Origin of the sequence: Streptomyces sp. NPDC059452, from assembly GCF_042750035.1 — a bacterium.
Taxonomy (GTDB): Bacteria; Actinomycetota; Actinomycetes; order Streptomycetales; family Streptomycetaceae; genus Streptomyces.
In genome coordinates this window covers 50,160-73,661 of sequence record NZ_JBHYVE010000004.1, presented here as the reverse complement: position 1 = coordinate 73,661, position 23,502 = coordinate 50,160, and the positions used below count along the sequence as shown (strand labels likewise).

Below are 23,502 nucleotides of genomic sequence, written 5' to 3'. Positions count from 1 at the left end.
AGAGGCTCGCCGCCTCTGTGGCACGCTCGGCCGGTGAAGATCGCCGCAGCCCAGCTCGCCTCCGTCCCCGCGGACATCCCCGCCAACGTCCGGCAACTCGCCGCCCTCGCCGGGCAGGCACGCGAGCGGGGTGCCGAGCTGCTCGTGCTCCCCGAGCTCGCCCTCACCGGCTACGAGCTCGGGGCCCTCGCCGAGAACCCCGCCCTCCTGCTGGGCGCGGACGACCCGAGGCTGGACGGCCTCCGCTCGACCGGGATCGCCACGGTGGTCAACTGCGCGGTGGGCGGAGACGGCCGGGGTACGGCACCCGCGTCCGCCGGGACCCGCCCCGCCATCGGCACCTTCGTCTACGGCCCCGACGGCGAGCTGATCACCACCTACCTCAAGCAGCACCTCCACGACCAGGAGAACGCCGTGTTCGCGCCCGGCACCCGGGACGGGCGGTTCGTGTTCGGCGGCATCCGCTTCGCCCTGGCCACCTGCTACGACAGCCACTTCCCCGGCCTGCCCGCCCGGGCGGCGGCGGACGGCTGTCAGGTCTACCTCGCCTCCACGCTGTACGGGACGGGCGACGGCATCCAGCAGCGGGCGACCGTCTACCCCGGCATCGCGGAGGCCGCGAACCTCTTCGTCGTCCTCGCCAACCACGTGGGCCCCGCCGGCCCCTGGACCGGCTGCGGCCGGTCCGCGATCTGGGCCCCGGGCGGCCGACTCCTGGCCGAGGCGGACGCCCGTACGCCAACGGTGATCACCGCTGAGACGGCCGGGACTGCCGAGACCGCCGGGGCTGCCGGGACCGCCGGGGCTGCCGGGACCGCCGGGGCTGCCGAGCCCGTCCAGCCCGTCGCGACTGCCGAGCCCGCCGAGACCGCCCAGCCCGCAGGGCCCCTCCCGCCCGCCTAGCCGGTTCATGACAATGGGCGCCACTTCGTGACGATGAGCGCCTGAACGCTTGACGATGAGTGCCTGCTTCCCCCCGGCGCCCGTCGCGCCCGCCCACGTCATCGCCCCAGGTCAGCCCGGCCGGATGCGCTGATTCCGCGACGATCCGGGACCGTACGGCCCGCCCCGCCCGTGCCCTACGGTCTGTGCCGTGGTTCTCGGAGTCGCGGGGGGAGCGCGCTGTCGTGGCGCGGAACACCCCGCCCAGTGGTGAAGGAGAGACCGACTGTGCGACGACTGATGGCCGCGGCGGGTGCGGCGATTGTCCTGGGAAGCGGGATCGGCACGACCGGCCCGGCGCTGGCCGCGCCGACGACGGCGCGGGCGGTGACGACGACCGCCACGGAGGCAGCACCGACGGGGGGTGCTGCGGCGATGGCGGAGTACTGCACCCGCGCGCTGAACTCGTACCGGGGCAGCTACATCGCGAAGAAGCCGGCCGGACCCACCACCTACGACTGCATCATGGGCCAGGGCGCCCAGGGTGAACATGTCCGCGCGCTCCAGAGTGCGCTGACGCTCTGCCACCGGCTCAACACCGGCGGCATCGACGGCATCTACGGGCCCGCCACCCGGTCCGCCGTCCAGGCGCTCCAGCGCAGCGTGGGCCTTCCCGTGGACGGCGTCTACGGACCGAAGACCAAGTCTCACGTGAAGTGGCGCTACTACTCCAGTTCGAGCGCCATGTGCGCGTCCTGATCTGGCTGCCCCGGGGCAGCCAGAACGCCCCCCGCCCCCTGGGCAGCCAGAACACGGAATCGGAACGGAAACGGCAGGGGCGTGGCAGCGTCACTCCCCTGCCGCACCCCTGCCACCCCCCCCGGGTGGCCGCTCCCGCCGCGTCGGGTGATGCTGGTCCGGCACGTGCCGGTGCGCCGGAGCGCCGGTGCGCCGGAGCCTGAGGGCCTGAGGGTGGGTGGAACTGTGTCGTACGCCGATACCCCGGCCGGGGCCGGGGCCGAGAACGACGGGCCCACCCCCCTGGACGACACCCCCCTGGACCACGCCCTCCTGGACACCCTCTTCACCCAGTCCGCCGTCGGCCTCCTCGTGCTCGACCCGCAGCTCCGGCTCGTCCGTACCAACTCCCTCGTCGAGGGCGTCGCGACCGACGAGTACATCGGGCTCCGCTTCACCGAGGCCTTCCGGCTCGACGACCCCGCCGGTTCCGAGCAGCTCATGAAGCGGGTGCTCGCCGGGGAGGGGCCCGTACGCGAACATCTCGTACGCGGTCGGCTCCGGCAGATCCCCGGCGACCGGATCTTCCTGGTCTCCGCCTACCGCCTCGAAGCCCCCGACGGCACCGCCCTCGGGCTGGTGAGCGCGGTCGTCGACGTCACCGAGCGGGAGCGGGCCCGCGCCCGGGAGACCGCGCTGGCCGCCGTGCGCGACGCGGTCGGCGGCTCCCTGGACGTGGCCACCACCTGCCGGTCCTTCGTGGACGCGCTGGTTCCGGGGTTCGCCGATCTCGCCGTCATCGAGGTGGTGGACGAGGTTCTGCGCGGCGCCGACCCGCCGGTGGGCCCGCTGCCGCCGGACACCTCGCTGCGCCGCGCGGCGAGCGGTCACTGCGACACCCTCCGGGGCGAGGAGGCGATCCCGGGCCGCCCGCTCGGCGCGACCCGGCACCTCCCCCTCCGTACGCCGTACGCGCTCGCCGTCGCGGACCTGCGCCCCCGGCTCGTCCAGCTCACCGCCGACACCCCGTGGATCGACACCGAACCGGACGGCGGCCGCATCCTCGCGGAGACCGGTGCGCACTCGCTGATCGTCGTGCCCCTCACCCTGCGGGGAGCCGTCCTCGGCCTGGTCAGCCTCTACCGGTGCGGGGCGAGCGAGCCGTTCGATGAGGAGGACGTGTCCCTGGCGGGTACGGCGGCCACCCGCGCGGCCCTCGCGATCGACAACGCCCGCCGGTACGAGCGCGAGCACGTCATTGCCTCCACGGTCCAGCGCCGCCTTCTCCCGCAGGCCGTACGTGACCAGGCCGCCGTGGAGACCGCCCACGTGCTGCTGCCCGGCCGGGACAGCGGCTGCTGGTTCGACACGATCGCGCTCTCCGGGGCCCGTACGGCACTCGTCGTCGGCGGGGTCGCGGGGGAGGGGCTCCAGTCGGCGATCGCGATGGGCCAGCTCCGTACGGTCATCCAGGCGCTGGCCGGACTCGACCTGGAGCCGGAGGAGGTCCTGGCCCGCCTCAAGGAGACCGCCGACCGCCTCGCCCACGAACGCGCGGCCCTGCCCCCGAGCGACTCCCTCCAGGGCGAACCGCTGCGGGCGGGATGCGTGTACGGGGTCTACGACCCGTTCACCCGCACCTGTACGGTCGCCCGCGCCGGGCACCCCGCGCCCCTGGTCGTCGGCCCCGACGGAGAGGCCGTCCCCCTCGACGTACCGGAGGGGCCCGGCCTCTTCGCCGCCGACGGCGCCCTCTTCGCCCCCGCCGCCGTGACCCTGGAGGAGGGCAGCGTCCTCGCGTTCTGCACGCCCGAACTGCTGGCCGACGACGGCGCGGGGGAGCGCATCACGCAGGTCCTCGCCCGCCCCGGCCGCAGCCTGCGGCAACTGGGCGACGACATCGTGTACGAGCTCCCCGACGACACCCGCTCCGCCGGGGCGGCGCTGCTCCTGGCCCGTACCGGTACGGTCTCCGACCACCGGGTCGCCACCTGGGACCTCGCCCAGGAGCGCACGACCCCCGCCACCGCACGCCTGCTCGTCCGCGACCGGCTCCAGGGCTGGGGGCTGGACGAGGACACCGTGGACTCGACGGAGCTGATCGTCAGCGAACTGGTCACCAACGCCGTCCGCTACGGCACCCCGCCGCTACGGCTGCGCCTGCTGCTGGACACCACCCTCACCTGCGAGGTCCACGACGGCTCGACGGCCTCCCCGCACCTGCGCCACGCCCGTACGGTCGACGAGGGCGGCCGGGGCCTGTTCATCGTCTCCCGCCTCGCGGCCCACTGGGGAGCCCGGCACAGCCCGGAGGGCAAGGTGCTCTGGACGGAACAGGAGCTTCCGGGCAGCGCCACATGACCTCTCTTCTCTATGCGTTGACGCCGTTGACGCCGTTGACGCCGTTCATGCCGTTGCCGTCAGGCGCCGCAGTGCCGCGTGGGCGGGCGGCCCCCAGGTGGCCTTCCCACCGGGGCGGCCGTGGACGCCCGCGTCGCCGATGAGGATGCCGCTGAGCGCTTGCAGCACCGCCCAGCCACGGGCGCGGCGCAGGGCCGCGGGGTCTGCGGCCGGGCGGTAGGCGGCATGGAAACGGTCGATGGCGCCGTCCGGCAGCAGCACCCAGGCGGCGGCGAGATCGCAGGCGGGATCGCCCGCGCAGAGCTCCCCGAAGTCGATCACGCCGCAGAAAGTCCCGTCCTCGGTGAGGATGTTGGCGGGATGCAGGTCGCCGTGGAGCCAGAGCGCCGGACCTGCCCAGTCCGGCGCGGCGACGGCGTCCTCCCAGACGGCGCGGACGGCGTCCGGCTCGGCGACCAGCCCCCGCCCGACGGCCGAGGCGAGGTGCCGGTCGAAGCCGTCGGCGAGCGCGGCCATCGGCCCGCCGCGCCCGTACCTGCCGACCGGCGCGTCGGCGGGCGCGGGCTGATGAAGGGCCGTCAGGAAGGCGCCCAACGCCTCGGCCGCCTCCTCCGGGCGCGTGGCCGGGGCGCGGTCGGCGGGCGCGCCCGGCACCCAGGTGGTGACGGTCCAGGGCCGGGGGAGCCGATCGGAGGGCTCCCCGAGGCGCTGCGGCACGGGAACCGGCAGCGGCAGGCCCGGGGCGAGGACGGGCAGCCAGGTGTGTTCCTTGCGCAGGAGCGCGTCCGCGCCCTCGGTCGCCCAGGGCAGCCGTACGGCGAGGTCGTCACCGAGCCGCCACAGCTGGTTGTCCCACCCGCGCGCGCCGAGCGATACGGGGCGATCGGCCAGGTCGGGGTGCTGGTCGCGCAGCAGGTCCCGGACGAGCTCGGCGGTGATGTCCATCTGGATGTGGGTGGTCATGCGGAGCAACAGTAGTGGGAGGCCGGTCCCATCGCCCTTGATCTCAAGCGGACTTGAGGTCTTACGGTACGGGTATCGGGGGCGCGGCCGACGCGGCCCCAGGCTTCCTCAACCGACAACGTCCTTCCCTCGCAAGGAGTTTGAACTCACATGACAACCCGACCCGTCTCCTCCCTCTCCTCCGTCTCCTCCCTCTCCGACGCCGAGCTGGCCACCCAGCCCGCTGCCTACTGGACCGGCGTGGCCTACGAGGCGCTCATCGCGTTCACCCGGGCCCAGCAGGCCGAACTCGGCTTCACCCAGCCCCAGTTCTGGCTGCTGCGCAACCTGTCGAAGCACGACATCTCCCCGGACGGCCAGGGCATGACCGTCCCCGAACTCCAGCAGGCCATGCGGTCCTACCTCCGGTTCGAGGACGACCTGCACGCCGAGGCACAGGTCCTGCTGGAGCGCGGCTGGCTCACCCGCGACGGCGAAGGGCGGCTGTGGATCACCGAGGCGGGCGAGGAGGCCCGGACCGGCCTCAAGCGGCACGCGCCGGAGATCCGGGGCCGTATCCACGAGGGCATCGAGGACGCGGACTACGTGACGGCGCTGAAGGTGCTCCGGCAGATGATCCGGAACACCGGAGGCGCCGTGGACTAGCGGCTCAACGGCGGGCGCCAGCCCCGTAACCGCTGAGCTGCTCAGCCGCTCAGCCTCGTAACCACTCAGCTGCTCTGCCGCTCAGCCTCTCCGCCCCCTCACCCGAACAGCCGCTCCAGGACCGCCGCCACCCCGTCCTCCGCGTTCGACAGGGTCACCTCGTCCGCCGCCGCCCGCAGCTCCTCGTGGGCGTTGCCCATCGCCACCCGGTGGCCCGAGCGGCGGAACATCGGCAGGTCGTTGGGCATGTCCCCGAATGCCACCGTCCGCTCCGCCCCGATCCCCAGCAGCTCGGCCGCCGCCGCGATCCCGGTGCCCTTGTCCACGCCCCGGGGAGCCAGTTCGACCGTGCCGGGGCCCGCCATGGTGACGGTGGCCAGCTCGCCCACGGCCGCGCGGGCGACGGCGGTCAGGGCGTCGTCGCCCAGCTCCGGGTGGCGAACGAGCACCTTGATGACCGGCCGCTCCCACAGGGCGTCCCGGGAGTCCACGCGGACGGCGGGGAGGGTCGGGTTCGGCACCCGGTAGCCGTTCTCGATGAGCGTGACACCGTCCACCCCGTCCTGGTCCACGGCCGCGAACACCGCCCCGACCTCCGCCTCGATCTTGCCGAGCGCGGTGTCGGCGGACTCCCGGTCCAGGGTGACCGAGCGCAGGAGCCGGGCGCTGTCGGCGTCGTACAACTGCGTCCCTTGCCCGCACACCACGAGCCCGCTGTACGCCAGGTCCGCGAGCAGCGCCCGTATCCCCGGGACCGGTCGCCCGGTGACGATCAGGTGCCGGGCACCTGCGGAGGCGGCGAGCGCGAGCGCGGCGCGGGAGCGGGTGCTCACGGTGTCGTCCGGGCGCAGCAGAGTGCCGTCCAGGTCGGTGGCGACGAGGTCATATGCGGATGGCGTGGGCATGGGCCCCAGCCTAGAAGGGCCCGGACGGCCGCTTGCGCGCGAGGGGAGAATCCGGTACGGGGCACGGGCCGAGGTCCAGCGACCAGCCCGGGCACCCGGGGGTCGGCCACACGGAGCAGCCGCGCTTAGGCGGCTGCTCAGCGGCGAATCAGCCGCAGCGGCATTCCCACGGTTCCGTGGAGCCCACCTGTTCCGGCTCCACGGAGCCCACCTGTTCCATACGCCGGACCTCCCGTTCCGCCGCTTCCAGATGGCCGAGGTCGAGGGCCATCGCGGCACGCCCGGCGACGTAGAAGATGTCCTGACGGATCCGGCAGTCCAGCCCTGGTTGGCGGCACAAGGCCAGGAACCGAACCTCAAGACTGAGTTCGATGCGGCCCATCTCGTCCCGGACACGGGCTGGGAGTGCGGCGTGCCGGAGATCCTTGGCGTAGTCACGCGTCTGCCGGTCGGCCTCGTCAGGCCGGGCTTCCACAGGGCGATAGGGGTGATCGGCCCACTCCGTGGCAGCCCACTCGACAAGCTCGTCCAGGCACACCGAGGCGACCACCACATCTGGGGGCGAGGCGGAGAGGGCCGCGTCGGCGTCGGCGATCAGCCGGGCGAGACGGCGTCGCGCGTCCTTGTCCCCCGTTGCGCACATCGCGATGAAGCCCGACAACACGTCGAGCCTGCGCGACACCTCCGCCCGCTGCCAGATCTCGTACAGTCCTGCCATCCACCGTTCCGTCCTTCACCGACCACGCCGTCGTGATTTCGTGTTTTTGCGTCTCCGCGCCTTCGTGTCTTCGTGTCCGAACCTTACGGCGTAGCCCCGCCAGCGGCTCCCAATCGGGTCTGCCGGGCGGGGCAGGGGAGTTCGGGCGCGCTGCGGTTCGGGGAGCAGGTCACCAGGGCGACGGAGTGGAAGAGCGTGCCCTTCATGTAGTGGCCGAGGGACACGTCCCCGCCCCACGTGAGCCGTTCGACGGCAGCCCTGACGAGGAGGACCAGCCGGGTCGCCTCCCGGTCCTGCGCGGAGGCGAACCGGGGTGCGAACTCCGTGAGTTGCCGCCCCAGCCATGCGCCGGCCTCCTTCGGCTCCTCCCACGTCCCCCGGATCGTCGAGGCCGGTTTCATGAGCCAGTGGGCCGTCTGGAGTGGGGGTACGTCGGAGGTCGGGAAGGCGGCCACCGCCTCCCGGTAGCGGTCGTGCACGTCCGGGTCGCTGGTCGCTGTGGGGGCCTGGCCCGGGGGGCGGCGGATGCTCTCCTTGTCGAACGTCCGCCTCTCCCCGAGCCAGGCGTAACCGTGGTGGTGCACGGGTGCGTCGCCGTTCAGGCGGAGAGGTCGAAGCGGGCGGGGTCGATGCCCGCCGCGTCCAGCTCCGCCGTGGTGAACCGCAACGGCTCGGCACCCGGGCGCTTGCTGTCGCCCACGGCCCAGGCGTCCGGCCCGATGCGCGCCAGCGTCACGCACGCCTCGCCGTCGGGGTGGGTGTTGCCGCCGCAGGCCTTCGAGAACTCGGCTCCGGAGATGGGGAGTTCGTACAGGTCGGACATGACTGTCCCCTTTTCTGGGCTGCTGGGTTGCTGATGTCTTCGTGTAACGGCAGCAATGGTGTCCAGAGAGGGGAGCGGTTTCTAGGCGGTTTCCTGTTCGCGCAAAAGCTCGTCCCGGATTCCTTCGATCAGGCTCCGCATGTCGTCACCGGAAAGGGCGGATGCGCTGAATCCCTCGAACTTGGATACGTACAGGGAAACGTCTCTCGGGTCGGTCACGACGACTTCCGCATGAACTGTTTCGACGGCCACGACCCGGTCATCCTGGATCACAAATGCATGGTTCGGAATGTCGTGCTTTTGTCCGCCGATAGGCACCACGCGTATATCTACGCTCGGCAGACGAGAAGCTGAAACCAGTCTGTCCAGCTGGCCGGCCATGACCCTGGACGGCACGATCAGCCACCGAAGCACCGGCTCGGTGATGACGAACTGCAACGTCTTGGACTCGTCGTACAGAGCCTCTTGCCGGTCAATCCGTGCACTGGCCGTGCGGCGGACAGTCTCTTCGGACAGATCGTCGTAGCGTGACAGGATCGCCCTCATGTATTCAGGGGTCTGGAGCAGTCCGGGCACCAGGGCCGGCTGGAAGACCCGCAGGAGACTCATCCGGGCTTCCACGTCCCGTAGCCGCTGCTGAGCCTTATGGAGTCCCGCGCGCTGGATCAGGCGCCAGGCGGTGGCCTCCGTCGCCGCAGCGCGGGCCGCGTCCATGTACTCCGTCTTGACGTCCTCCGAGACGCCTATGGCTGTCAGGATGCGGTCGACGTCGTCTGCGCTGGGGGAGACCTTCCCCGTCTCGATCCTGCTGAGCTTGCTGGGTGACATGACAGCGCTGCGGGCAACTGCTTTGGCTTCCTTTCCGGAAGCGTTCCGCAGCAACCGCAGCGCGACGCCAAGCTCTGAACGGTTCACTCGCCGTGCGTTGCCCACCAGTCCGCGAACGGTACGGCGTGAGCCAGTGCCGTGTTCCTGTAGCCGACGTACTCGTCGGCCCGGTCGTCGGGGAGCACGTCGGCCCCGGTGAACTCGCCGTCGGGGGCGTAGTGCATGGGGGCCGCGGTGACCGAGTCGAACAGCCAGAAGTCGCCCACGCCGACGAGCGGGTTGGGGCGCTCGGTCACGTCGAGGATGAAGAACTCCTCACCGGCCGTGCTGTTCGTGGTGTACCCCCAGCCCAATTCGTAGCGCAGGTACGGTGTGAGCGGACGCGTGACCACGTGTACGCGATACATTCTCCGGCCGGAGTCGACGTGTGCGCGTACCTCGTCGAGCCAGTCGGCGTTGTAGCCCTCCGGCTTCGGCTCGCCGTCGAGGAACAGTCGGTACGCGTCTGCGTTGCCTGAACGGCCGTAATCGTCGAGAGTCTCCAGCCGGAAGGCTTCCTGCTTGAAGTCGTCGAACAAGTCCCCCAAGGTCTTAGGCACCGAGCTTGCCTCCGAATGCTTCGCGGATCAGTTCCATAGGGATCTCGACGAGGGTTTCGTGGGCCGGAATCGTGAGCCCGTGGTCCTTCGGAGTCTCACCCTGAACGATGATCGTGCCCCGGTCCGTCTTGTAGACCGTCGGGCAGTTCTTCTTCTCGCATGTTGTAGCAAGCACCGTCACCTTCACGGACGTTCCCCTCTGCCGCCAACGATGTCCCGTCTGATCCTTCCGCCCTACCGTGGGCAGGGCAAGAGGTTCTGGTTTCCGGAACGGGAAACCCGGTTTCCCTGCCCGAGGTTGCTGCGCGAGCCTCGGTCCGTGGCCTTCGCCGTCGTGACGGAAAAGCCCCACCGTGCACGCACGGTGGGGCCACTTCGTGGGGCGGTTGCTCAGACCGCGCCGAACTCCCCCGCGCCGACCCCCGCGACGAAGGCCGTGAACGCGGTGGCGGGGATGGTGAGGACCGGGCCGGTGGTGTCGTCGTGCTTGGAGTCGCGGACGGGGACGATGCCGTGCGGGGCGGCGGCCAGGTTGGTGGCGACTTCCACGCACTGGCCGCCGTTGTCGCTGTACGAGGACGTGAACCAGTGAGGGGCCATGGGTTCGGGCTCGGTCGTCACGGGGTGCCCTTTCGTGGGTGGTCGGTTCCAGGGGCATGGATACCCACGGCCGGCGCGGGTCAGTCGCCGTGCGTTGCCCACCATTCCGCGAACGGTACGGCGTGTGCCAACGCCGTGTCCCTGTAGGCGGCGTACTCCTCGGCCCGGTCGTCGGGGAGCACGTCGGCCCCGGCGAACTCGCCGTCGGGCGTGTAGCGCATGGGTGCCGCCGTGCGCGAGTCGAACAGCCAGAAGTCGCCCACGCCGCCGAGCGGGTCGGGGTGCTCGGTCACGTCGAGGATGAAGAACTCCTCACCGGCCGTGCTGTTCGTCGTGCAGCCCCAGCCCAACTCGTACCGCAGATAGGGCGTGAGCGGGCGCGTGACCACGTGTACGCGATACATTCTCCGGCCGGAGTCGACGTGTACCCGTACCTCGTCGAGCCAGTCCTCGTTGTAGCCCTCCGGCTTCGGCTCGCCGTCGAGGAACAGCCGGAACGCCTCCCACCGCTCCCGGCGAGACGAGAGCCTCCGGCTTCCCGTTGCGGAAGCCGGAGGCTCTCTCTTGGGCGGACAGGTCCGCCGGGCCGTCAGACCGCGCCGAACTCCCCGGCCCGGACACCCGCGACGAACGTCGTGAACGCGGCGGCCGGGACGGTGAGGACCGGGCCGGTGGTGTCGTCGTGCTTGGAGTCGCGGACGGGGACGATGCCGTGCGGGGCGGCGGCCAGGTTGGTGGCGACCTCCACGCACGCGCCGCCGTTGTTGCTGTACGAGGACGTGAACCAGCGGGGGGTTTCGGTTGTCACGGGATGCCCTTTCGCAACTGCTTGACGATGTCAACGGAGGCCGCCTGCGAGGGAGCTACCGCTTGCAGGCGATGGTAGTCCGAGAGCAGGGGCAGCACAGCGGTGGTTTCCCTTTCGACGTACCCCTGTTGTGAGGATTCGGCGTACGACATGATCGAGCGGTCCACCATGGTCAGGATGTAGACCGGCAGGTCGAACGGGCGGAGCTCTCCCAGGTCGAACGGGACCACCTGAAGCATCGTGTTGGGCAGTTCGGCGAACTCGATGAGGTGGTCGTACTGCGCCTTCATCACCTCGGGCCCGCCGACCGGGCGGCGCAGGCAGCTCTCGTCCACCATGCCGAAGACCATCGTCTCCCGGCCCCCGAACACCGCCGCCTGCCGTTGCGCGGTGACCGCGATCCGCTCCTGGGCCTGCTCGGCGGTGATGGCCCCGCGCCGGGCCGCGCTCTCCGCGAGGACCTTGGCGTACTCCGGGGTCTGGAGCAGGCCCGGGATGACACCGACCTCGTACAGCCGGATCTCCGCCGCCCGCTTCTCCAGACGGAGGTATTCCGGGAAGCCCTCCAGCAGGCTGCCCTGTTTGATTTCCCGCCACTCGCGCTCGAAGGCCTCGGGGCTGCCGACCAGGCCGAAGATCTGATCGGCCCGCCGCGAGAAGGGCAGGGTTGCGGACTTACGACCAGTTTCCATGGCCGAGATGTGCCTGCCCGTGCAACCGGCCAGATCCCCCAGATCGTCCTGGGTCATCCCACGCTCGTCACGTAACCTGCGCAGACGTGCACCGTACGCGGCTTGCGGGCTGGCCTCGGCATTCAACTGCTTCCGGTATACCAACGTGCCCTCCATTACGGCCAAGTTGAAGACCATTCGACGTTAGGACACTCTGAGCCTCCCCGGTAGTCATATGGCTACAGAGAGGATCCGAATGGTGTACGGCGAAAACGTGTGTCCGAATCACGAACGCTGTCCGCGCGTTCCTGATCCCGGAACTCTCCTGGTGGACACCAGCCGTGGTGACCGCGTGGGGGAGTTCCGGGGAGTCGCCGGCTTCTACTGGTCGCTGCGGCCCGTGGGCGGCGGCATCGAGTGGGAGGTCGAGCCCCGCTACGTACGCCCTGCCCTCCTCATGGAGCAGCTCCGCGCCCGTACCGCCCGCCTCAACGCCCGTAGCCGGGGAGAGGTGCTGTGAACCCGGGCCAGGCGCGGGGTTGTTGGTACGTCGCCGAGAGCAGCGCGGGCGATGCGGCGCGGTCCGTACGGCTCGGCGGGGTCGTCGCCCCGACCCGGCGGCTCGCGCTCCGGTGGCTGCGGCGGCAGGCCCGCCGGTTCGCGGACGCGCTCGACCCGGACCCGTACACCTCCTGGATCCCGGCCCGCGCGCTGCACCCGGTCGCCGACGGTGCTCACGCCCCGGTCGCCGACGGCGCTCACCACCCGGTCGCCAGAGGTGCGTTCCATGACGCACCGGCCGAACTCCGGGCGTGGGCCGACAGTTTCCGCGAGCACGACTACGCGCTGCTGCGGCTCGCGGACGGGTTGCCGTACGAGTTCGTCGCCCGGGACGCCCTGGCCTGGTACGGGCTCGTGGTCCGCCCGCTGGCCCGTTAGCCGGACTGACGGGCGTACATACGCGCGTACGTACTTCTTCTCCGGGCGGCTGCCCGAACCCCGCCCCCAACCACCGAGGATCGAACGACGTGTTGCAGTGCACCGCATTCGCCGAAGTCCCGCCGATGGGCGCGCTCGTCGTGCTCACCGCCATGAACACCGAACCCGGCCGGACGCCGGTCATGCCCGAGCTGGACGAGATGCTGCTGTGCGAACTCGGCGAGCACGACAAGGAGACCGAGCACGCGGCGCAGCTCTGGGCGGCGGAGATGTCCGCCGCCCGGGACCTGTGGATGTTCTGGACCGATACGGACACCGACACGGGCATGCGCCGTAAGTTCCGGTTCGCCGAAGTGCCCCCGTGCCTCGCCGTCCTCCGCGACCTGGCCACCGACGAGGGGGAGGCGTGCCTCCTGTTCGACCGGCACTCCGCCCCGCACTCCTGGCACGTGACGGACCCGCTCGCGGACCTGGTGGCGGAGCAGGTCAGGGAGGAGGTGCGGCGGGAGCGGGGTGGGGATGGGGACGAGGACGGGGATGGGGATGGGGATGGGGACGGGGGCACGGGTGGGGGTGAAGGGCCGGAAAGTGTGGGCTGAGGGTGCCGCGTACGTCGTACCGCTCGGGTTGTCGTCTCGTCGCCTCATCGCCTCGTCGTCGACAAGGTTTGCGTAACCTGGGGGAGCGTAAGGCGGGTTGGGCGAGGCGGGGGGCGCCTTCATGGGGAAGCAGGCCGAACGGCGGCAGGGGAGCGCAGTACGCGGCGGAAACGTCGGGTGGCGCGGCGAGGTCTCCGTGCGGGTGGCGCTCGTCTACGGCGCGGTGGCGGGTGGCTGCACGACCCTCGGCGTGGCGTTGCTGCTGCTGTTCGTGGACGGGTTGTCAGGAGGGCGGTTCCTCCTCTGGCTGCTCCTCGCGGCGGCCGGGCCCGCGATGGCGACGCGGCTCTTCAGTATGCCGATGGAGAAACGCCGTTGGGGACGGGCCATTGGCCACGGCCTTGGATCGGTGCTGTGGCCGACGGTGATGCTTGCTCCGTTCAGTTCTGTCTTCGCCCATTTTCTGCCGACGGATGCGCGGCTCTGGCCGCTCCTTCTGGTCTGGCTGTTCAGCAGCGGGTTCTGTGCCCTGTGGGTGGGCCACGTCAGTAGGGAGGAGAAGCCCGCGGCCGCCGCTCGGGCCGGTGTGTCTTCGCCCGAGTCCGGGTCCGGGTCCGAGCCTCAGTCCCCGTTCCCGTCCCAGTCCCAGTCCCAGTCCCAGTCCCCGCCTCCGCTCCTGCCCTCGCCTCCGGCCCGGTCGGTGGAGGAGGAGCAGGCCGTCACCGAGTTCGGTGAGCTGCTGGCCCATCACCCCTTCGACGCGAGCCTGCCGGGGGTGGAGTACGTGGAGAGGGCGGACTACTCGCTCGCGCTGAACGCGTACGAGCGTGCCAAGGCGGCCCGCCCCGGTGAGGTGCTGGGCATCCTCGCCGAGGGGCGGACCGCGCTGGCCAGGCTGGACGCCCGGATGGGGCTGGACACCGTGCAGTCGAGGACCGGGTGCTTCTTCGACCACCGCCACGGCCCGGCGGTGACCAGCGTGCAGTGGACGCCCGCCGGAGGGACCCGGCGGCGCATCGAGGTGTGCCGCGCGGATGCCGTACGGCTGGCCGACGAGCGGGGCAGGTGGCGTCGGGCCTTCTAGTGCGGGGCGTCGTGACCGGAGTCGGACGAGGGCGGGTTCCGCCGTGTCGAGGGACGACAGCAGGTCGTAAGCGAAACGTCAGCCAAACATGAGCGGTGGGCGTGATGCTTCAAGTGTCAGCAGGTCAAGCGGGGTAGCGGCTCGCCGCGCGTTCCGGGCCGCGACTGCACCTCCGTACTCGACCGCCATACACTCGGGGAATTCACATGCGTACGACGCTCCATTTCCGCAAGCGCACCGCCACCGTCGGTGCAGCACTCACCGCCGTGCTCGCCCTCGCCCTCACCGCCTGCAACGGCGACGACAACGCGTCGGGCAGCACGCAGGTCAGCCCCACCGCGTCGGCGGGGGAGGCGGGCGGCACTGGTGGGAGCGACCAGAGCACCGGCACCAGCACCGGCGGGTCGGACCAGAGCACCGGCACCAGCACCGGGGGGAGCGGCCAAGGCGCCGACACCAGCACCGGTGACACCAGTGACGGCAAGGTCGCCCCGTGCCGCTACGGCGTGCTTGACGCCACCGCCGCCGACACCACCACGAACAAGACGGACGGCGTCGTCACCGTCACCTTCAAGAACGTCTCCAGCAGCGACTGCCGCATCAGCGGCTTCCCGGGTGTCGATCTGGAAACGTCCCTGGGCGACACCATCTCTGTGGACCGCAACGGCGAGCAGCCCGTGGCGCAGATCCTCAAGGAGGGCGGGACCGCAGCCTTCACCATCACGTTCCCGGTCAACAGCAGCGGCGGCTCCGGCGTGCGGCTGACCGACATGGTGGTGACACCCCCGAACGAGGTCGAGCCCTTCACCCTGACGTGGCCGGCGGGCACGCTCGCCGTTACCGACGACGAGGGCAGCGGGAAGAAGATGGAAGTCAGCCCGGTGGGCAAGGCCAGCAACTAACCGGCCGACTGACTCCGCCCCGCCCCGCCGACCCCGGAGAACAGCTAGCGCGAAGTGCTCCTGCCGCGTTGCCTCCTCGTCAGTTCCCGTATTTCTCCGGGTTCTCCGGGGTCTCCGGCAGACGGACCCACGGCGATCCGGTCCGGGACTTCCAGGCGATCGCATCGATCACCTCACGGTGGTTCCCGCCACCGCCCCCGTCTGGGCGTCCGGCCCGGCAACAACGGCTCGATCCGCGTCCACTGCGCGTAGGTCCCGCGTGGATCAGTTCACGCAGAACTCGTTCCCCTCGGGATCTTCGAGTACGAGCCAGCTTCCGCCCGGTTCGTCGACCGTGCGCAGGACGCGCGCACCCAGGGCCACCAGCCGCTCCGCTTCCGTGTCGCGTTCCCCGGGTGCGGTGTGCACGTCGATGTGGAGGCGGTTCTTCACCGTCTTCGGCTCCGGGACCCGCTGGAACAGCAGCCGCCGCCCCAGCCCCGTACCGCTTCTCTCGTCGTACGGGTCCTCCGGGTGCCGTGCCGCCGCGAGGTCGCGCCAGGCGCGGCGGCCGTGGGCGTGGGTGGTGATGGGCCCGGGTACGGCTCCGGCGGCGAGCAACTGCTCGACCAGGGCGCTGTTGTCCTCGATCACGTAGCCCAGGGCCTCGGCCCAGAATCCGGCTTGGGCGTGCGGGTCGGCGCTGTCGATCACGAGCTTCCAGGACAGGGTGCGTGTCATGGAAACCGTTTATAGTGGTTACATGAGTGGAAGCGCAATGGACACGCCGGGGGTGCCGGGCGGGCGGGGTGCGCCTGGCACGCCGGGGCCGCTGGACGCACCGGCCGTGCGGGCGCCGACGCGGCGGGGGGCGTCCGAGCCGCCTGGGATGGTGCTGCGGCATCCGGACGGCAGCTCGTTCCGGTTCGATGCGGGGGCCCTGTGTCTGGAGCTCCTGCCGACCGGTGGGCCGGGCCCGCTCGCGTACTTCGAGGTGCTGCACGGGCCCGATGACCTGGTGCGCTGGGCGGGGGAGAGCCGACTGCCCGGTGGGCTCGGCCCGGCCGTGAGCCCGGCCGAGGTGGCGGCCGCCCGTGCGCTGCGGGATGCGCTGTGGCGGCTGGCGGAGGCGCGGGTGGCGGGGCTGCCGCCCGGGGCGGACGACCTCGCCGTGGTGAACGGTGCGGCGGCGCACCCGCCCCTGACCGCCCGGCTGACCGCCGAGGGGGCGCGGGAGTGGGCGGCGGGGGCGACCGGGACCGGGCTGCTCTCCACCGTGGCCCGTGACGCGGTCGAGCTGTTCACCGGGGCGTACGCCCACCGGATCCGTACGTGCGGCGCGGACGACTGCCGCCTGCTGTTCGTCGACACCTCCCGGCCCGGCAAGCGGCGCTGGTGCTCGATGGAGCGGTGCGGGAACCGCCACAAGGTCCGGGCCCACCGCGCCCGGACGACGACCACTGACTGAAGGGGTGTGCGCCATGCCTACCGGACTCACTCAGGACGCGGGCTGGGAGATCGGCGTCTCCCGGACGATCCGGCAACCGCCGCAGGCCGTATGGGAGTTCATCACCGGACCGGAGGGCGTCGCGCTCTGGCTCGGCGCCGAGGGACCGCTCCCCACGGAGAAGGGCACTCCGTACCGTACGGCGGACGGCACCGAGGGCGAGATCCGCAGCTACCACCCCGGCGACCGCGTCCGCCTCACCCACGGCACGTCCACGGTCCAGGTCACCGTGACACCCGGCAGCTCCGAGGACCGGGCCGTACTCCGCTTCCACCAGGAGCGGCTGGCGAGCGCGGAGGAGCGCGAGGAGCGGCGTACGCACTGGAAGGGTGTGATGGAGCGGGTGGCGGCGGAGCTGACGGATTGACGCGCTGCTGGATTGACGGGCTGACGCACTGACGGGCTGCTCTGAGCGGGGGCGCACGCCGTACGGGGGGGGGCCTAGGCCTTCACGCCGTACGGCCGTGGGCCTTCGCTCTTACGCCGTCGTACGTGGCGGGCAGGCTCCGCACGTGTGGCCGTCCGTCGCGGTCAGCAGCCGCGCCGCCGCGTCCCGTACCGCCTGGGGAGCAGACGCGTCGGTGGCCAGCCGGGCGGCCGTGGGGCGGTCCGCCGCCACCGCCTCGTGCGCGGCGCGGGTCCACTCGGGGTGCTGGGTGTGCCCGGCGGCGAGGATCGTGGCGAGCAGTTCCAGGACGCCCGCCCGGTCCCGTACGGTCTCCGTCGCCGCCAGCTCCCACAGGAACGGCACCGCGGCCACGGTCGAATCGAACACCGCCGGGGCGCCTATCCACTGGCCCAGGTCGCTCAGCGCGTCCTCGGCGGTCGGGCCGTCACCCCAGGCGATCCGCGACAGCGTGCCGGGAACCTGGGACGCGGAGCCGTACGCATGCCGCAGCTCGTGCCACCGCACGTTCCTCATCTCGCCCAGGACAGTCCCCATCCGGGCACTCAATCAGCCTTATCGGATCGCGTCCACCATGCCGACCCTGGTCGCCCGGGGACCGGCCTCGCTCACGACGGGTTCGTCCTGGTCGGGGCGGCCTCCGGGGCTGTGGGAGCCGGGGTCGCGGGGGCGGGGGCCGTGGAAACGGGAGGCGGGGGTGCCGCCGCCGCGGTGGCCAGCAGGTCCGCCGCCAGGGCCCGGTTGCGGCGGGCGTTGCGCAGGGCGTCCCAGGTCAGGAGGGAGAGGGCCAGCCACACCAGCGCGAACCCGGCCCACCGTTCGGGCGGCATCTCCTCGTGGAAGTAGAGGATGCCGAGGGCGAACTGGAAGACCGGAGCCAGGTACTGGAGCAGCCCCAGCGTGGAGAGCGGTACCCGGATCGCCGCCGCCCCGAAGCAGATCAGCGGGACCGCCGTGACGATGCCCGTCGCGGCGAGCAGCGCCCCGTGGCCCGGGCCCGCGGGCCCGGCGGTGAACGTCGACGCGCCGGTGGCCGTCAGCCAGAGCAGGAAGCCGAGCGCGGGCAGGAAGAGTACGGCGGTCTCGGCGGCCAGCGACTCCAGGCCGCCCATGTTGACCTTCTTCTTCACCAGCCCGTACGTGGCGAAGGAGAACGCCAGGACCAGGGAGATCCACGGCGGCCGCCCGTAACCGATCGCCAGGACGAGTACGGCGGCCAGGCCGGTGGCGACGGCGATCCACTGGACCGGCCGCAGCCGCTCGCCGAGCAGGAGGACGCCCATGGCGATGGTGACCAGCGGGTTGATGAAGTAGCCGAGCGAGGCCTCGACGACCTGGCCGTTGTTGACGGCCCAGATGTAGAGACCCCAGTTGACGGCGATGGTCGCCGCCGCGACCGCTATCAGGCCCAGCTTGCGCGGATCGCGGGCCAGCTCGCCGATCCAGGCCCAGCGTCGGATCACGAGCAGGGCGACCCCGACGACGGCCAGGGACCAGACCATCCGGTGGGCCAGGATCTCGACCGCCCCGGACGGCTGGAGCAGCGGCCAGAAGAGGGGGACGATGCCCCACATCCCGTACGCGCCGACTCCGTACAGCAGGCCGGCCCGCTGTTCGTTCTTCCCCTTCACGGGCCCCTCCCGGACTACCTGCGCCGACGGGTCTGCCGACGGGATGACGGTAACGCCGGAAGGGCCTCATGTCATAGCCGTCTCAGGGAAACACTCATGACATGTATGGACGCCGATGGCAGCCGGTGACAGCTGATGACATGGGGGCCTGTGTGTCTCAGGCGGCGGTGGTGGTCGTGAGGGCGGCGCGTACCGAGGTGGCCAGGGGGGTGGTCGGGCGGCCGATCAGCCGGGCCAGGTCGCCGCTCGTCCCCGCGAGCCGCCCGCGCCCGATGGCCTCGTCCACGTCGGTGAGGATCGCGGCGAACCCCTCGGGAAGGCCCGCGCCGACCAGGATCTCCTGGTGCGCGGCGGCCGGGACCTGCTGGTACGCGATCTCCTTGCCGGTCACCTCGGACAGCAGGGCCGCGTACTCGGCGAGCGACCAGGCGGTGTCGCCGCTCAGCTCGTAGGCCTGGCCGAGGTGGCCCTCGCCGGTCACCACGGCCGCCGCTGCGGCGGCGTAGTCGGCGCGGGCGGCGGAGGCGATCCGGCCCTCGCCCGCGTTGGAGACGACCGCGCCGTGCTCCAGGACGGGGGCGAGGTTGGCGGTGTAGTTCTCCGTGTACCAGCCGTTGCGCAGGAGCGTGTACGGCAGCCCGGAGCCGAGGATCAGCCGCTCGGTGGCCTTGTGCTCGTCGGCCAGCAGGAAGTCCGCGTCCGGTCCGCCCAGGATGCCCGTGTACGCGAGCTGCGCCACGCCCGCCGCCTTGGCCGCCTCGATGACCGCGGTGTGCTGGGCGACCCGCTTGCCCACCTCGCTGCCGGAGATCAGCAGCACCCGGTCGCCCGCCCGGAACGCCCCGGCGAGGGTCTCGGGCCGGTCGTAGTCGGCGATACGGAGCTCGATGCCCCGGGCCGCGAGCGCGGCGGCCTTCTCCTTGTCGCGGACGACCGCCGCGATCTCACCGGCCGGGACCGTGGCCAGCAGCTCATCGATGACGAGGCGGCCGAGTGCTCCGGTGGCTCCGGTGACGACGATGCTCATGGGGGTGCTCCTGTTTCGGGATTTCGGTGGGGGGCTTTCCCGATCGAGCGTATGGCGGGCACTAACTGAAAGAAAGTACCCACTTTGAAGTAAGGTACTGATATGGGAGTTAGTGAGAGTGTGGGGAGTACGGCTCCGGTCGGTCTGCAAGGGGTGCCGATCCCCGTCCAGGACGTCAACCAGCCGATGTGCCCGTCACGCCTGGTGCTGGAGCATGTGACGAGCCGCTGGGGCGTGCTCGTGCTGGCGGCCCTGCTGGAGCGCTCGTACCGCTTCAGCGAGCTGCGCCGCACGATCGGCGGGGTCAGCGAGAAGATGCTGGCCCAGACCCTCCAGACGCTGGAGCGCGACGGCTTCGTCCACCGGGACGCGAAGCCGGTGATCCCGCCCCGGGTGGACTACTCGCTCACCCCGCTCGGCACCGAGGCCGCCGAACAGGTGTGGGCGCTCGCCCGCTGGGCCGAACGCCGGGTGGACGCGGTGCAGGCGGCACGCGAGGTGTACGACGAGGCCCGGGCCTGATCGTCCTTGTCACGGCAGAGGCCCGGGCCTGGTCCTCCTCGGTCGGGGGACGGGGCCCGGGCCTCTGCCGTGACTCTGCGGCTTGTCAGCCGACGACGGTCCAGGTGTCGGCCCCGGCGAGCAGCGCACCGAGATCGCCCTTGCCGTCGCGCTCCACGGCGGCGTCCACCTGGTCGGACATCAGGGTGTCGTAGACGGGCCGCTCGACGCTGCGCAGCACCCCGATGGGGGTGTGGTGCAGGGTGTCGGCGTCGGCCAGCCGCGACAGCGCGAACGCCGTGGTCGGGGAGTCCGCGTGGGCGTCGTGGACGAGGACCTGGGAGCGGTTCTCGTCGGTGACGGCGACGACTTCCAGATCACCGGTGGCCTGATTGCGGACGACGCCCTTGGAGCCGTCGGCTCCGAAGAGGATCGGCTGCCCGTGTTCGAGGCGGATGACGGCCTCGGCGGCCTGCTCCTTGTCCTTGAGGACCTCGAAGGCGCCGTCGTTGAAGATGTTGCAGTTCTGGTAGATCTCCACCAGGGCTGTGCCCGGGTGCTCGGCCGCCGCGCGCAGCACGCTCGTGAGGTGCTTGCGGTCGGAGTCGACCGTCCGCGCCACGAACGTCGCCTCCGCCCCGATCGCCAGTGACACCGGGTTGAAGGGGGCGTCGAGCGAGCCCATCGGCGTCGACTTGGTGATCTTCCCGATCTCGGAGGTGGGGCTGTACTGGCCCTTGGTCAGCCCGTAGATCCGGTTGTTGAAGAGGAGGATCTTCAGGTTGACGTTGCGACGCAGGGCGTGGATGAGGTGGTTGCCGCCGATGGAGAGCGCGTCGCCGTCCCCGGTGACCACCCAGACCGACAGATCGCGGCGGGAGGTGGCGAGCCCGGTGGCGATGGAGGGGGCGCGGCCGTGGATGGAGTGCATCCCGTACGTGTTCATGTAGTACGGGAAGCGGGAGGAGCAGCCGATGCCGGAGACGAAGGCGATGTTCTCCTTCGCCAGCCCCAGCTCCGGCATGAAGCCCTGTACTGCGGCGAGGACGGCGTAGTCGCCGCAGCCGGGGCACCAGCGCACTTCCTGGTCGGATTTGAAGTCCTTCATGGACTGCTTCGCCTCGGCTTTGGGCACCAGCTGCAGCAGTTCGTTGTGGAGCAGTTCCCCGGCTTCAGGCATCGATGGCCTCCTTGAGGGCGGTGGCGAGCTGCTCGGCCTTGAACGGCATTCCGTTGACCTGGTTGTAGCTGTGGGCGTCCACCAGATACTTCGCCCGCAGCAGCAGCGCGAGCTGGCCCAGGTTCATCTCCGGGACGACGACCTTGTCGTAACCCTTCAGCACCTCGCCGAGGTTTCTCGGGAAGGGGTTGAGGTGTCTCAGGTGGGCCTGGGCGATGGGCTGCCCGGCGGCGCGCAGCCTGCGTACGGCGGCGGTGATCGGCCCGTACGTCGAGCCCCAGCCGAGCACCAGGGTGCGGGCCCCGGCCGGGTCGTCGACGACGAGGTCGGGGACGGCGATGTTGTCGACCTTCGCCTGACGGGTGCGGACCATCAGGTCGTGGTTGGCCGGGTCGTAGGAGATGTTCCCGGTGCCGTCCTGCTTCTCGATCCCGCCGATGCGGTGTTCGAGGCCGGGGGTGCCGGGGACGGCCCAGGGGCGGGCCAGGGTCTGCGGGTCGCGCTTGTAGGGCCAGAAGACCTCGGTGCCGTCGGCCTGGGTGTGGTTCGGGCCGGTGGCGAAGGGGGTGGTGAGGTCGGGCAGACTGTCCGTCTCCGGGATGCGCCAGGGCTCGGAGCCGTTGGCCAGATAGCCGTCGGAGAGCAGGAAGACCGGGGTCCGGTACGTCAGGGCGATCCGGGCCGCGTCGATCGCGGCGTCGAAGCAGTCGGCCGGGGTCTGCGGGGCCACGATCGGGACGGGGGCCTCGCCGTTCCTGCCGTACATCGCCTGGAGCAGGTCGGCCTGTTCGGTCTTGGTCGGCAGGCCGGTGGAGGGCCCGCCGCGCTGGATGTCGATGATCAGCAGCGGCAGCTCCAGGGAGACCGCGAGCCCGATCGTCTCCGACTTCAGCGCCACGCCGGGCCCCGACGTCGTGGTCACGCCCAGCGCCCCGCCGAACGCGGCGCCCAGCGCCGCCCCGATCCCGGCGATCTCGTCCTCGGCCTGGAAGGTGCGCACGCCGAAGTTCTTGTGCTTGGACAGCTCGTGCAGGATGTCCGAGGCCGGGGTGATCGGGTACGAGCCCAGGTAGAGCGGCAGGTCCGCCAGCTGCCCGGCGGCGATCAGGCCGTAGGAGAGGGCCAGGTTCCCGGAGATGTTGCGGTAGGTGCCGGTGGGGAACGCCTGGGAGGCCGGGGCGACCTCGTAACTGACGGCGAAGTCCTCGGTCGTCTCGCCGAAATTCCACCCTGCCCGGAAGGCCGCCACATTCGCCTCGGCGATCTGCGGCTTCTTCGCGAACTTCTGCCGCAGGAACGTCTCCGTTCCCTCGGTCGGCCGGTGGTACATCCAGGACAGCAGCCCGAGCGCGAACATGTTCTTGGACCGCTCGGCCTCCTTGCGGGAGAGCCCGAACTCCTTCAGCGCCTCGATCGTCAGGGTCGTCAGCGGCACCGGGTGGACGTTGTACGCCTCCAGCGAGCCGTCCTCCAGCGGACTGGTCGCATACCCGACCTTCGCCATGGGCCGCTTGGTGAACTCGTCGGTGTTGACGATGATTTCGGCGCCGCGCGGCACGTCGTCGATATTCGCCTTGAGGGCGGCCGGGTTCATCGCGACCAGGACGTTGGGGGCGTCGCCGGGGGTGAGGATGTCATGGTCGGCGAAGTGCAGCTGGAAGGAGGAAACCCCTGGCAGGGTGCCTGCGGGGGCCCGGATCTCGGCCGGGAAGTTCGGCAGGGTGGAGAGATCGTTCCCGAAGGAGGCCGTCTCCGAGGTGAACCGGTCACCCGTGAGCTGCATCCCGTCGCCCGAGTCACCCGCGAAGCGGATGATCACCCGGTCCAGGCGGCGGACCTCTTTCCCGTCGCCGCCGGTCGTTCCCGTCGTTCCTGACAGGGGGGCGCGCTGACCCCCGAGGACGGCGTCGTTGGCCTCATCGGCCTTCTCTGCCGCGCTACTGACCTGGCTCGTCACTGAACTGGACCTCCCTTGGGGCGGCGGTTCGGAACCGTCCGGCCAGCCGGCGGTCCCAGAGGCAACCCTACGTCCGTGCGGTTCGCCCTCCAGGGGCCGATCATATGGTGGACGCTGTTTTGAGACACCCTTTTAGCCCGTTTTACCATCTTTCTCAAGCCCCCCGATCGCTGGGTGCAGGTGTTCTGCCCGTAGGTCTTTGGTGCTAGGTCCTGCCGTGGCTGCGTCGTGGCTACGTCGTGGTTGCGC

Annotated in this window: 29 protein-coding genes and 1 pseudogene; 12 read left to right on the top strand and 18 right to left on the bottom strand. The window is 71.0% G+C overall.

What is annotated here, in order from left to right; translation table 11 throughout:
- Positions 1-33: 33 nt before the first annotated feature.
- The 3 genes and pseudogenes from ACFW9Z_RS07880 to ACFW9Z_RS07870 all read left to right on the top strand — a co-directional run.
- Positions 34-759: pseudogene (locus ACFW9Z_RS07880) on the top strand (carbon-nitrogen hydrolase family protein); the annotation flags it as partial.
- A 411-nt stretch (positions 760-1,170) separates the two neighbouring features.
- Positions 1,171-1,641, top strand: a complete 471-nt coding sequence (locus ACFW9Z_RS07875; RefSeq protein WP_384635990.1) for a peptidoglycan-binding protein — start codon at positions 1,171-1,173, stop codon at positions 1,639-1,641.
- A 225-nt stretch (positions 1,642-1,866) separates the two neighbouring features.
- On the top strand, positions 1,867-3,981 hold the full coding sequence (locus tag ACFW9Z_RS07870) for a SpoIIE family protein phosphatase (RefSeq protein ID WP_384635987.1): 2,115 nt from the start codon (positions 1,867-1,869) through the stop codon (positions 3,979-3,981).
- Positions 3,982-4,026: 45 nt separating this feature from the next.
- Here the strand turns inward: ACFW9Z_RS07870 and ACFW9Z_RS07865 are convergent, their stop codons facing one another.
- The gene (locus ACFW9Z_RS07865) at positions 4,027-4,944 is read right to left on the bottom strand and encodes an aminoglycoside phosphotransferase family protein (RefSeq protein ID WP_384635984.1); all 918 of its coding nucleotides are present in this window, start codon (positions 4,942-4,944) and stop codon (positions 4,027-4,029) included.
- A 150-nt stretch (positions 4,945-5,094) separates the two neighbouring features.
- Between ACFW9Z_RS07865 and ACFW9Z_RS07860 the strand changes: the two genes are divergently transcribed.
- A complete protein-coding gene (locus ACFW9Z_RS07860; protein WP_384635981.1) occupies positions 5,095-5,589 on the top strand; it encodes a MarR family transcriptional regulator in 495 nt (164 codons plus the stop codon).
- 98 nt (positions 5,590-5,687) lie between these two features.
- Here ACFW9Z_RS07860 and ACFW9Z_RS07855 read toward each other — a convergent pair whose 3' ends face one another.
- The 11 genes from ACFW9Z_RS07855 to ACFW9Z_RS07805 form a co-directional block, all read right to left on the bottom strand.
- Positions 5,688-6,494, bottom strand: coding sequence for an HAD family hydrolase (locus tag ACFW9Z_RS07855; protein WP_384635979.1), 807 nt, complete (start codon positions 6,492-6,494; stop codon positions 5,688-5,690).
- A gap of 148 nt (positions 6,495-6,642) precedes the next feature.
- Positions 6,643-7,212, bottom strand: coding sequence for a hypothetical protein (locus ACFW9Z_RS07850; protein WP_384635976.1), 570 nt, complete (start codon positions 7,210-7,212; stop codon positions 6,643-6,645).
- 83 nt (positions 7,213-7,295) lie between these two features.
- A complete protein-coding gene (locus ACFW9Z_RS07845; RefSeq protein WP_384635973.1) occupies positions 7,296-7,796 on the bottom strand; it encodes a hypothetical protein in 501 nt (166 codons plus the stop codon).
- A gap of 14 nt (positions 7,797-7,810) precedes the next feature.
- Positions 7,811-8,035 carry a DUF397 domain-containing protein gene (locus ACFW9Z_RS07840; RefSeq protein ID WP_384635970.1) on the bottom strand — a complete coding sequence of 75 codons (225 nt, stop codon included), beginning with the start codon at positions 8,033-8,035 and terminating at the stop codon, positions 7,811-7,813.
- Between the two features lie 81 nt (positions 8,036-8,116).
- Positions 8,117-8,971 (bottom strand): helix-turn-helix domain-containing protein, encoded by an 855-nt coding sequence (locus ACFW9Z_RS07835; protein ID WP_384636799.1) that lies wholly within the window; start codon positions 8,969-8,971, stop codon positions 8,117-8,119.
- Positions 8,947-9,462 carry a DUF6879 family protein gene (locus tag ACFW9Z_RS07830; protein ID WP_384635968.1) on the bottom strand — a complete coding sequence of 172 codons (516 nt, stop codon included), beginning with the start codon at positions 9,460-9,462 and terminating at the stop codon, positions 8,947-8,949. The genes ACFW9Z_RS07835 and ACFW9Z_RS07830 overlap by 25 nt, the downstream gene beginning before the upstream one ends.
- Positions 9,455-9,649, bottom strand: coding sequence for a hypothetical protein (locus ACFW9Z_RS07825; RefSeq protein WP_384635965.1), 195 nt, complete (start codon positions 9,647-9,649; stop codon positions 9,455-9,457). The genes ACFW9Z_RS07830 and ACFW9Z_RS07825 overlap by 8 nt, the downstream gene beginning before the upstream one ends.
- A 203-nt stretch (positions 9,650-9,852) precedes the next feature.
- Positions 9,853-10,062 carry a DUF397 domain-containing protein gene (locus ACFW9Z_RS07820; protein WP_384636795.1) on the bottom strand — a complete coding sequence of 70 codons (210 nt, stop codon included), beginning with the start codon at positions 10,060-10,062 and terminating at the stop codon, positions 9,853-9,855.
- Positions 10,063-10,142: 80 nt separating this feature from the next.
- A complete protein-coding gene (locus ACFW9Z_RS07815; RefSeq protein WP_384636792.1) occupies positions 10,143-10,655 on the bottom strand; it encodes a DUF6879 family protein in 513 nt (170 codons plus the stop codon).
- Positions 10,652-10,870, bottom strand: coding sequence for a DUF397 domain-containing protein (locus ACFW9Z_RS07810; protein WP_384635963.1), 219 nt, complete (start codon positions 10,868-10,870; stop codon positions 10,652-10,654). Before ACFW9Z_RS07810 ends, ACFW9Z_RS07815 begins: the two co-directional genes overlap by 4 nt.
- Positions 10,867-11,718 carry a Scr1 family TA system antitoxin-like transcriptional regulator gene (locus tag ACFW9Z_RS07805; RefSeq protein WP_384635960.1) on the bottom strand — a complete coding sequence of 284 codons (852 nt, stop codon included), beginning with the start codon at positions 11,716-11,718 and terminating at the stop codon, positions 10,867-10,869. The genes ACFW9Z_RS07810 and ACFW9Z_RS07805 overlap by 4 nt, the downstream gene beginning before the upstream one ends.
- Positions 11,719-11,800: 82 nt before the next feature.
- Here ACFW9Z_RS07805 and ACFW9Z_RS07800 point away from each other — a divergent pair, with 82 nt between their 5' ends.
- The 5 genes from ACFW9Z_RS07800 to ACFW9Z_RS07780 all read left to right on the top strand — a co-directional run bounded on the left by ACFW9Z_RS07800 (position 11,801) and on the right by ACFW9Z_RS07780 (position 15,065).
- Positions 11,801-12,061: a hypothetical protein gene (locus ACFW9Z_RS07800; protein ID WP_015610646.1), complete on the top strand. Its 261-nt coding sequence runs from the start codon at positions 11,801-11,803 to the stop codon at positions 12,059-12,061.
- On the top strand, positions 12,058-12,480 hold the full coding sequence (locus tag ACFW9Z_RS07795; RefSeq protein ID WP_384635957.1) for a hypothetical protein: 423 nt from the start codon (positions 12,058-12,060) through the stop codon (positions 12,478-12,480). The genes ACFW9Z_RS07800 and ACFW9Z_RS07795 overlap by 4 nt, the downstream gene beginning before the upstream one ends.
- 89 nt (positions 12,481-12,569) lie before the next feature.
- Entirely contained in the window at positions 12,570-13,079 is a 510-nt protein-coding gene (locus ACFW9Z_RS07790) for a hypothetical protein (protein WP_384635955.1), read from the top strand.
- Between the two features lie 121 nt (positions 13,080-13,200).
- On the top strand, positions 13,201-14,163 hold the full coding sequence (locus tag ACFW9Z_RS07785) for a hypothetical protein (protein ID WP_384635952.1): 963 nt from the start codon (positions 13,201-13,203) through the stop codon (positions 14,161-14,163).
- 206 nt (positions 14,164-14,369) lie between these two features.
- Complete coding sequence (locus tag ACFW9Z_RS07780; RefSeq protein ID WP_384635949.1) at positions 14,370-15,065, top strand: DUF4232 domain-containing protein; 696 nt, start codon at positions 14,370-14,372, stop codon at positions 15,063-15,065.
- A 264-nt stretch (positions 15,066-15,329) separates the two neighbouring features.
- On the opposite strand, the gene ACFW9Z_RS07775 is transcribed toward ACFW9Z_RS07780, so the two are convergent.
- On the bottom strand, positions 15,330-15,785 hold the full coding sequence (locus ACFW9Z_RS07775) for a VOC family protein (RefSeq protein ID WP_384635947.1): 456 nt from the start codon (positions 15,783-15,785) through the stop codon (positions 15,330-15,332).
- A gap of 148 nt (positions 15,786-15,933) precedes the next feature.
- On the opposite strand from ACFW9Z_RS07775, the gene ACFW9Z_RS07770 reads away from it, so the two are divergent.
- Positions 15,934-16,512, top strand: coding sequence for a CGNR zinc finger domain-containing protein (locus tag ACFW9Z_RS07770; RefSeq protein ID WP_384636789.1), 579 nt, complete (start codon positions 15,934-15,936; stop codon positions 16,510-16,512).
- 13 nt (positions 16,513-16,525) lie between these two features.
- Positions 16,526-16,918, top strand: coding sequence for an SRPBCC domain-containing protein (locus tag ACFW9Z_RS07765; RefSeq protein ID WP_384635944.1), 393 nt, complete (start codon positions 16,526-16,528; stop codon positions 16,916-16,918).
- A 111-nt stretch (positions 16,919-17,029) separates the two neighbouring features.
- Here ACFW9Z_RS07765 and ACFW9Z_RS07760 read toward each other — a convergent pair whose 3' ends face one another.
- From ACFW9Z_RS07760 to ACFW9Z_RS07750, 3 genes are all read right to left on the bottom strand, one after another.
- On the bottom strand, positions 17,030-17,494 hold the full coding sequence (locus ACFW9Z_RS07760) for a hypothetical protein (protein WP_384635941.1): 465 nt from the start codon (positions 17,492-17,494) through the stop codon (positions 17,030-17,032).
- Between the two features lie 71 nt (positions 17,495-17,565).
- On the bottom strand, positions 17,566-18,588 hold the full coding sequence (gene rarD, locus ACFW9Z_RS07755; RefSeq protein WP_384635938.1) for an EamA family transporter RarD: 1,023 nt from the start codon (positions 18,586-18,588) through the stop codon (positions 17,566-17,568).
- 157 nt (positions 18,589-18,745) lie between these two features.
- Positions 18,746-19,615, bottom strand: coding sequence for an SDR family oxidoreductase (locus ACFW9Z_RS07750; protein WP_384635936.1), 870 nt, complete (start codon positions 19,613-19,615; stop codon positions 18,746-18,748).
- 186 nt (positions 19,616-19,801) lie between these two features.
- Between ACFW9Z_RS07750 and ACFW9Z_RS07745 the strand changes: the two genes are divergently transcribed.
- Positions 19,802-20,137, top strand: a complete 336-nt coding sequence (locus tag ACFW9Z_RS07745; protein WP_384636786.1) for a winged helix-turn-helix transcriptional regulator — start codon at positions 19,802-19,804, stop codon at positions 20,135-20,137.
- An 85-nt stretch (positions 20,138-20,222) separates the two neighbouring features.
- Here ACFW9Z_RS07745 and ACFW9Z_RS07740 read toward each other — a convergent pair whose 3' ends face one another.
- A complete protein-coding gene (locus ACFW9Z_RS07740; RefSeq protein WP_384635933.1) occupies positions 20,223-21,296 on the bottom strand; it encodes a 2-oxoacid:ferredoxin oxidoreductase subunit beta in 1,074 nt (357 codons plus the stop codon).
- Positions 21,289-23,253 carry a 2-oxoacid:acceptor oxidoreductase subunit alpha gene (locus ACFW9Z_RS07735; RefSeq protein WP_384635930.1) on the bottom strand — a complete coding sequence of 655 codons (1,965 nt, stop codon included), beginning with the start codon at positions 23,251-23,253 and terminating at the stop codon, positions 21,289-21,291. The genes ACFW9Z_RS07740 and ACFW9Z_RS07735 overlap by 8 nt, the downstream gene beginning before the upstream one ends.
- Positions 23,254-23,502 lie beyond the last annotated feature (249 nt).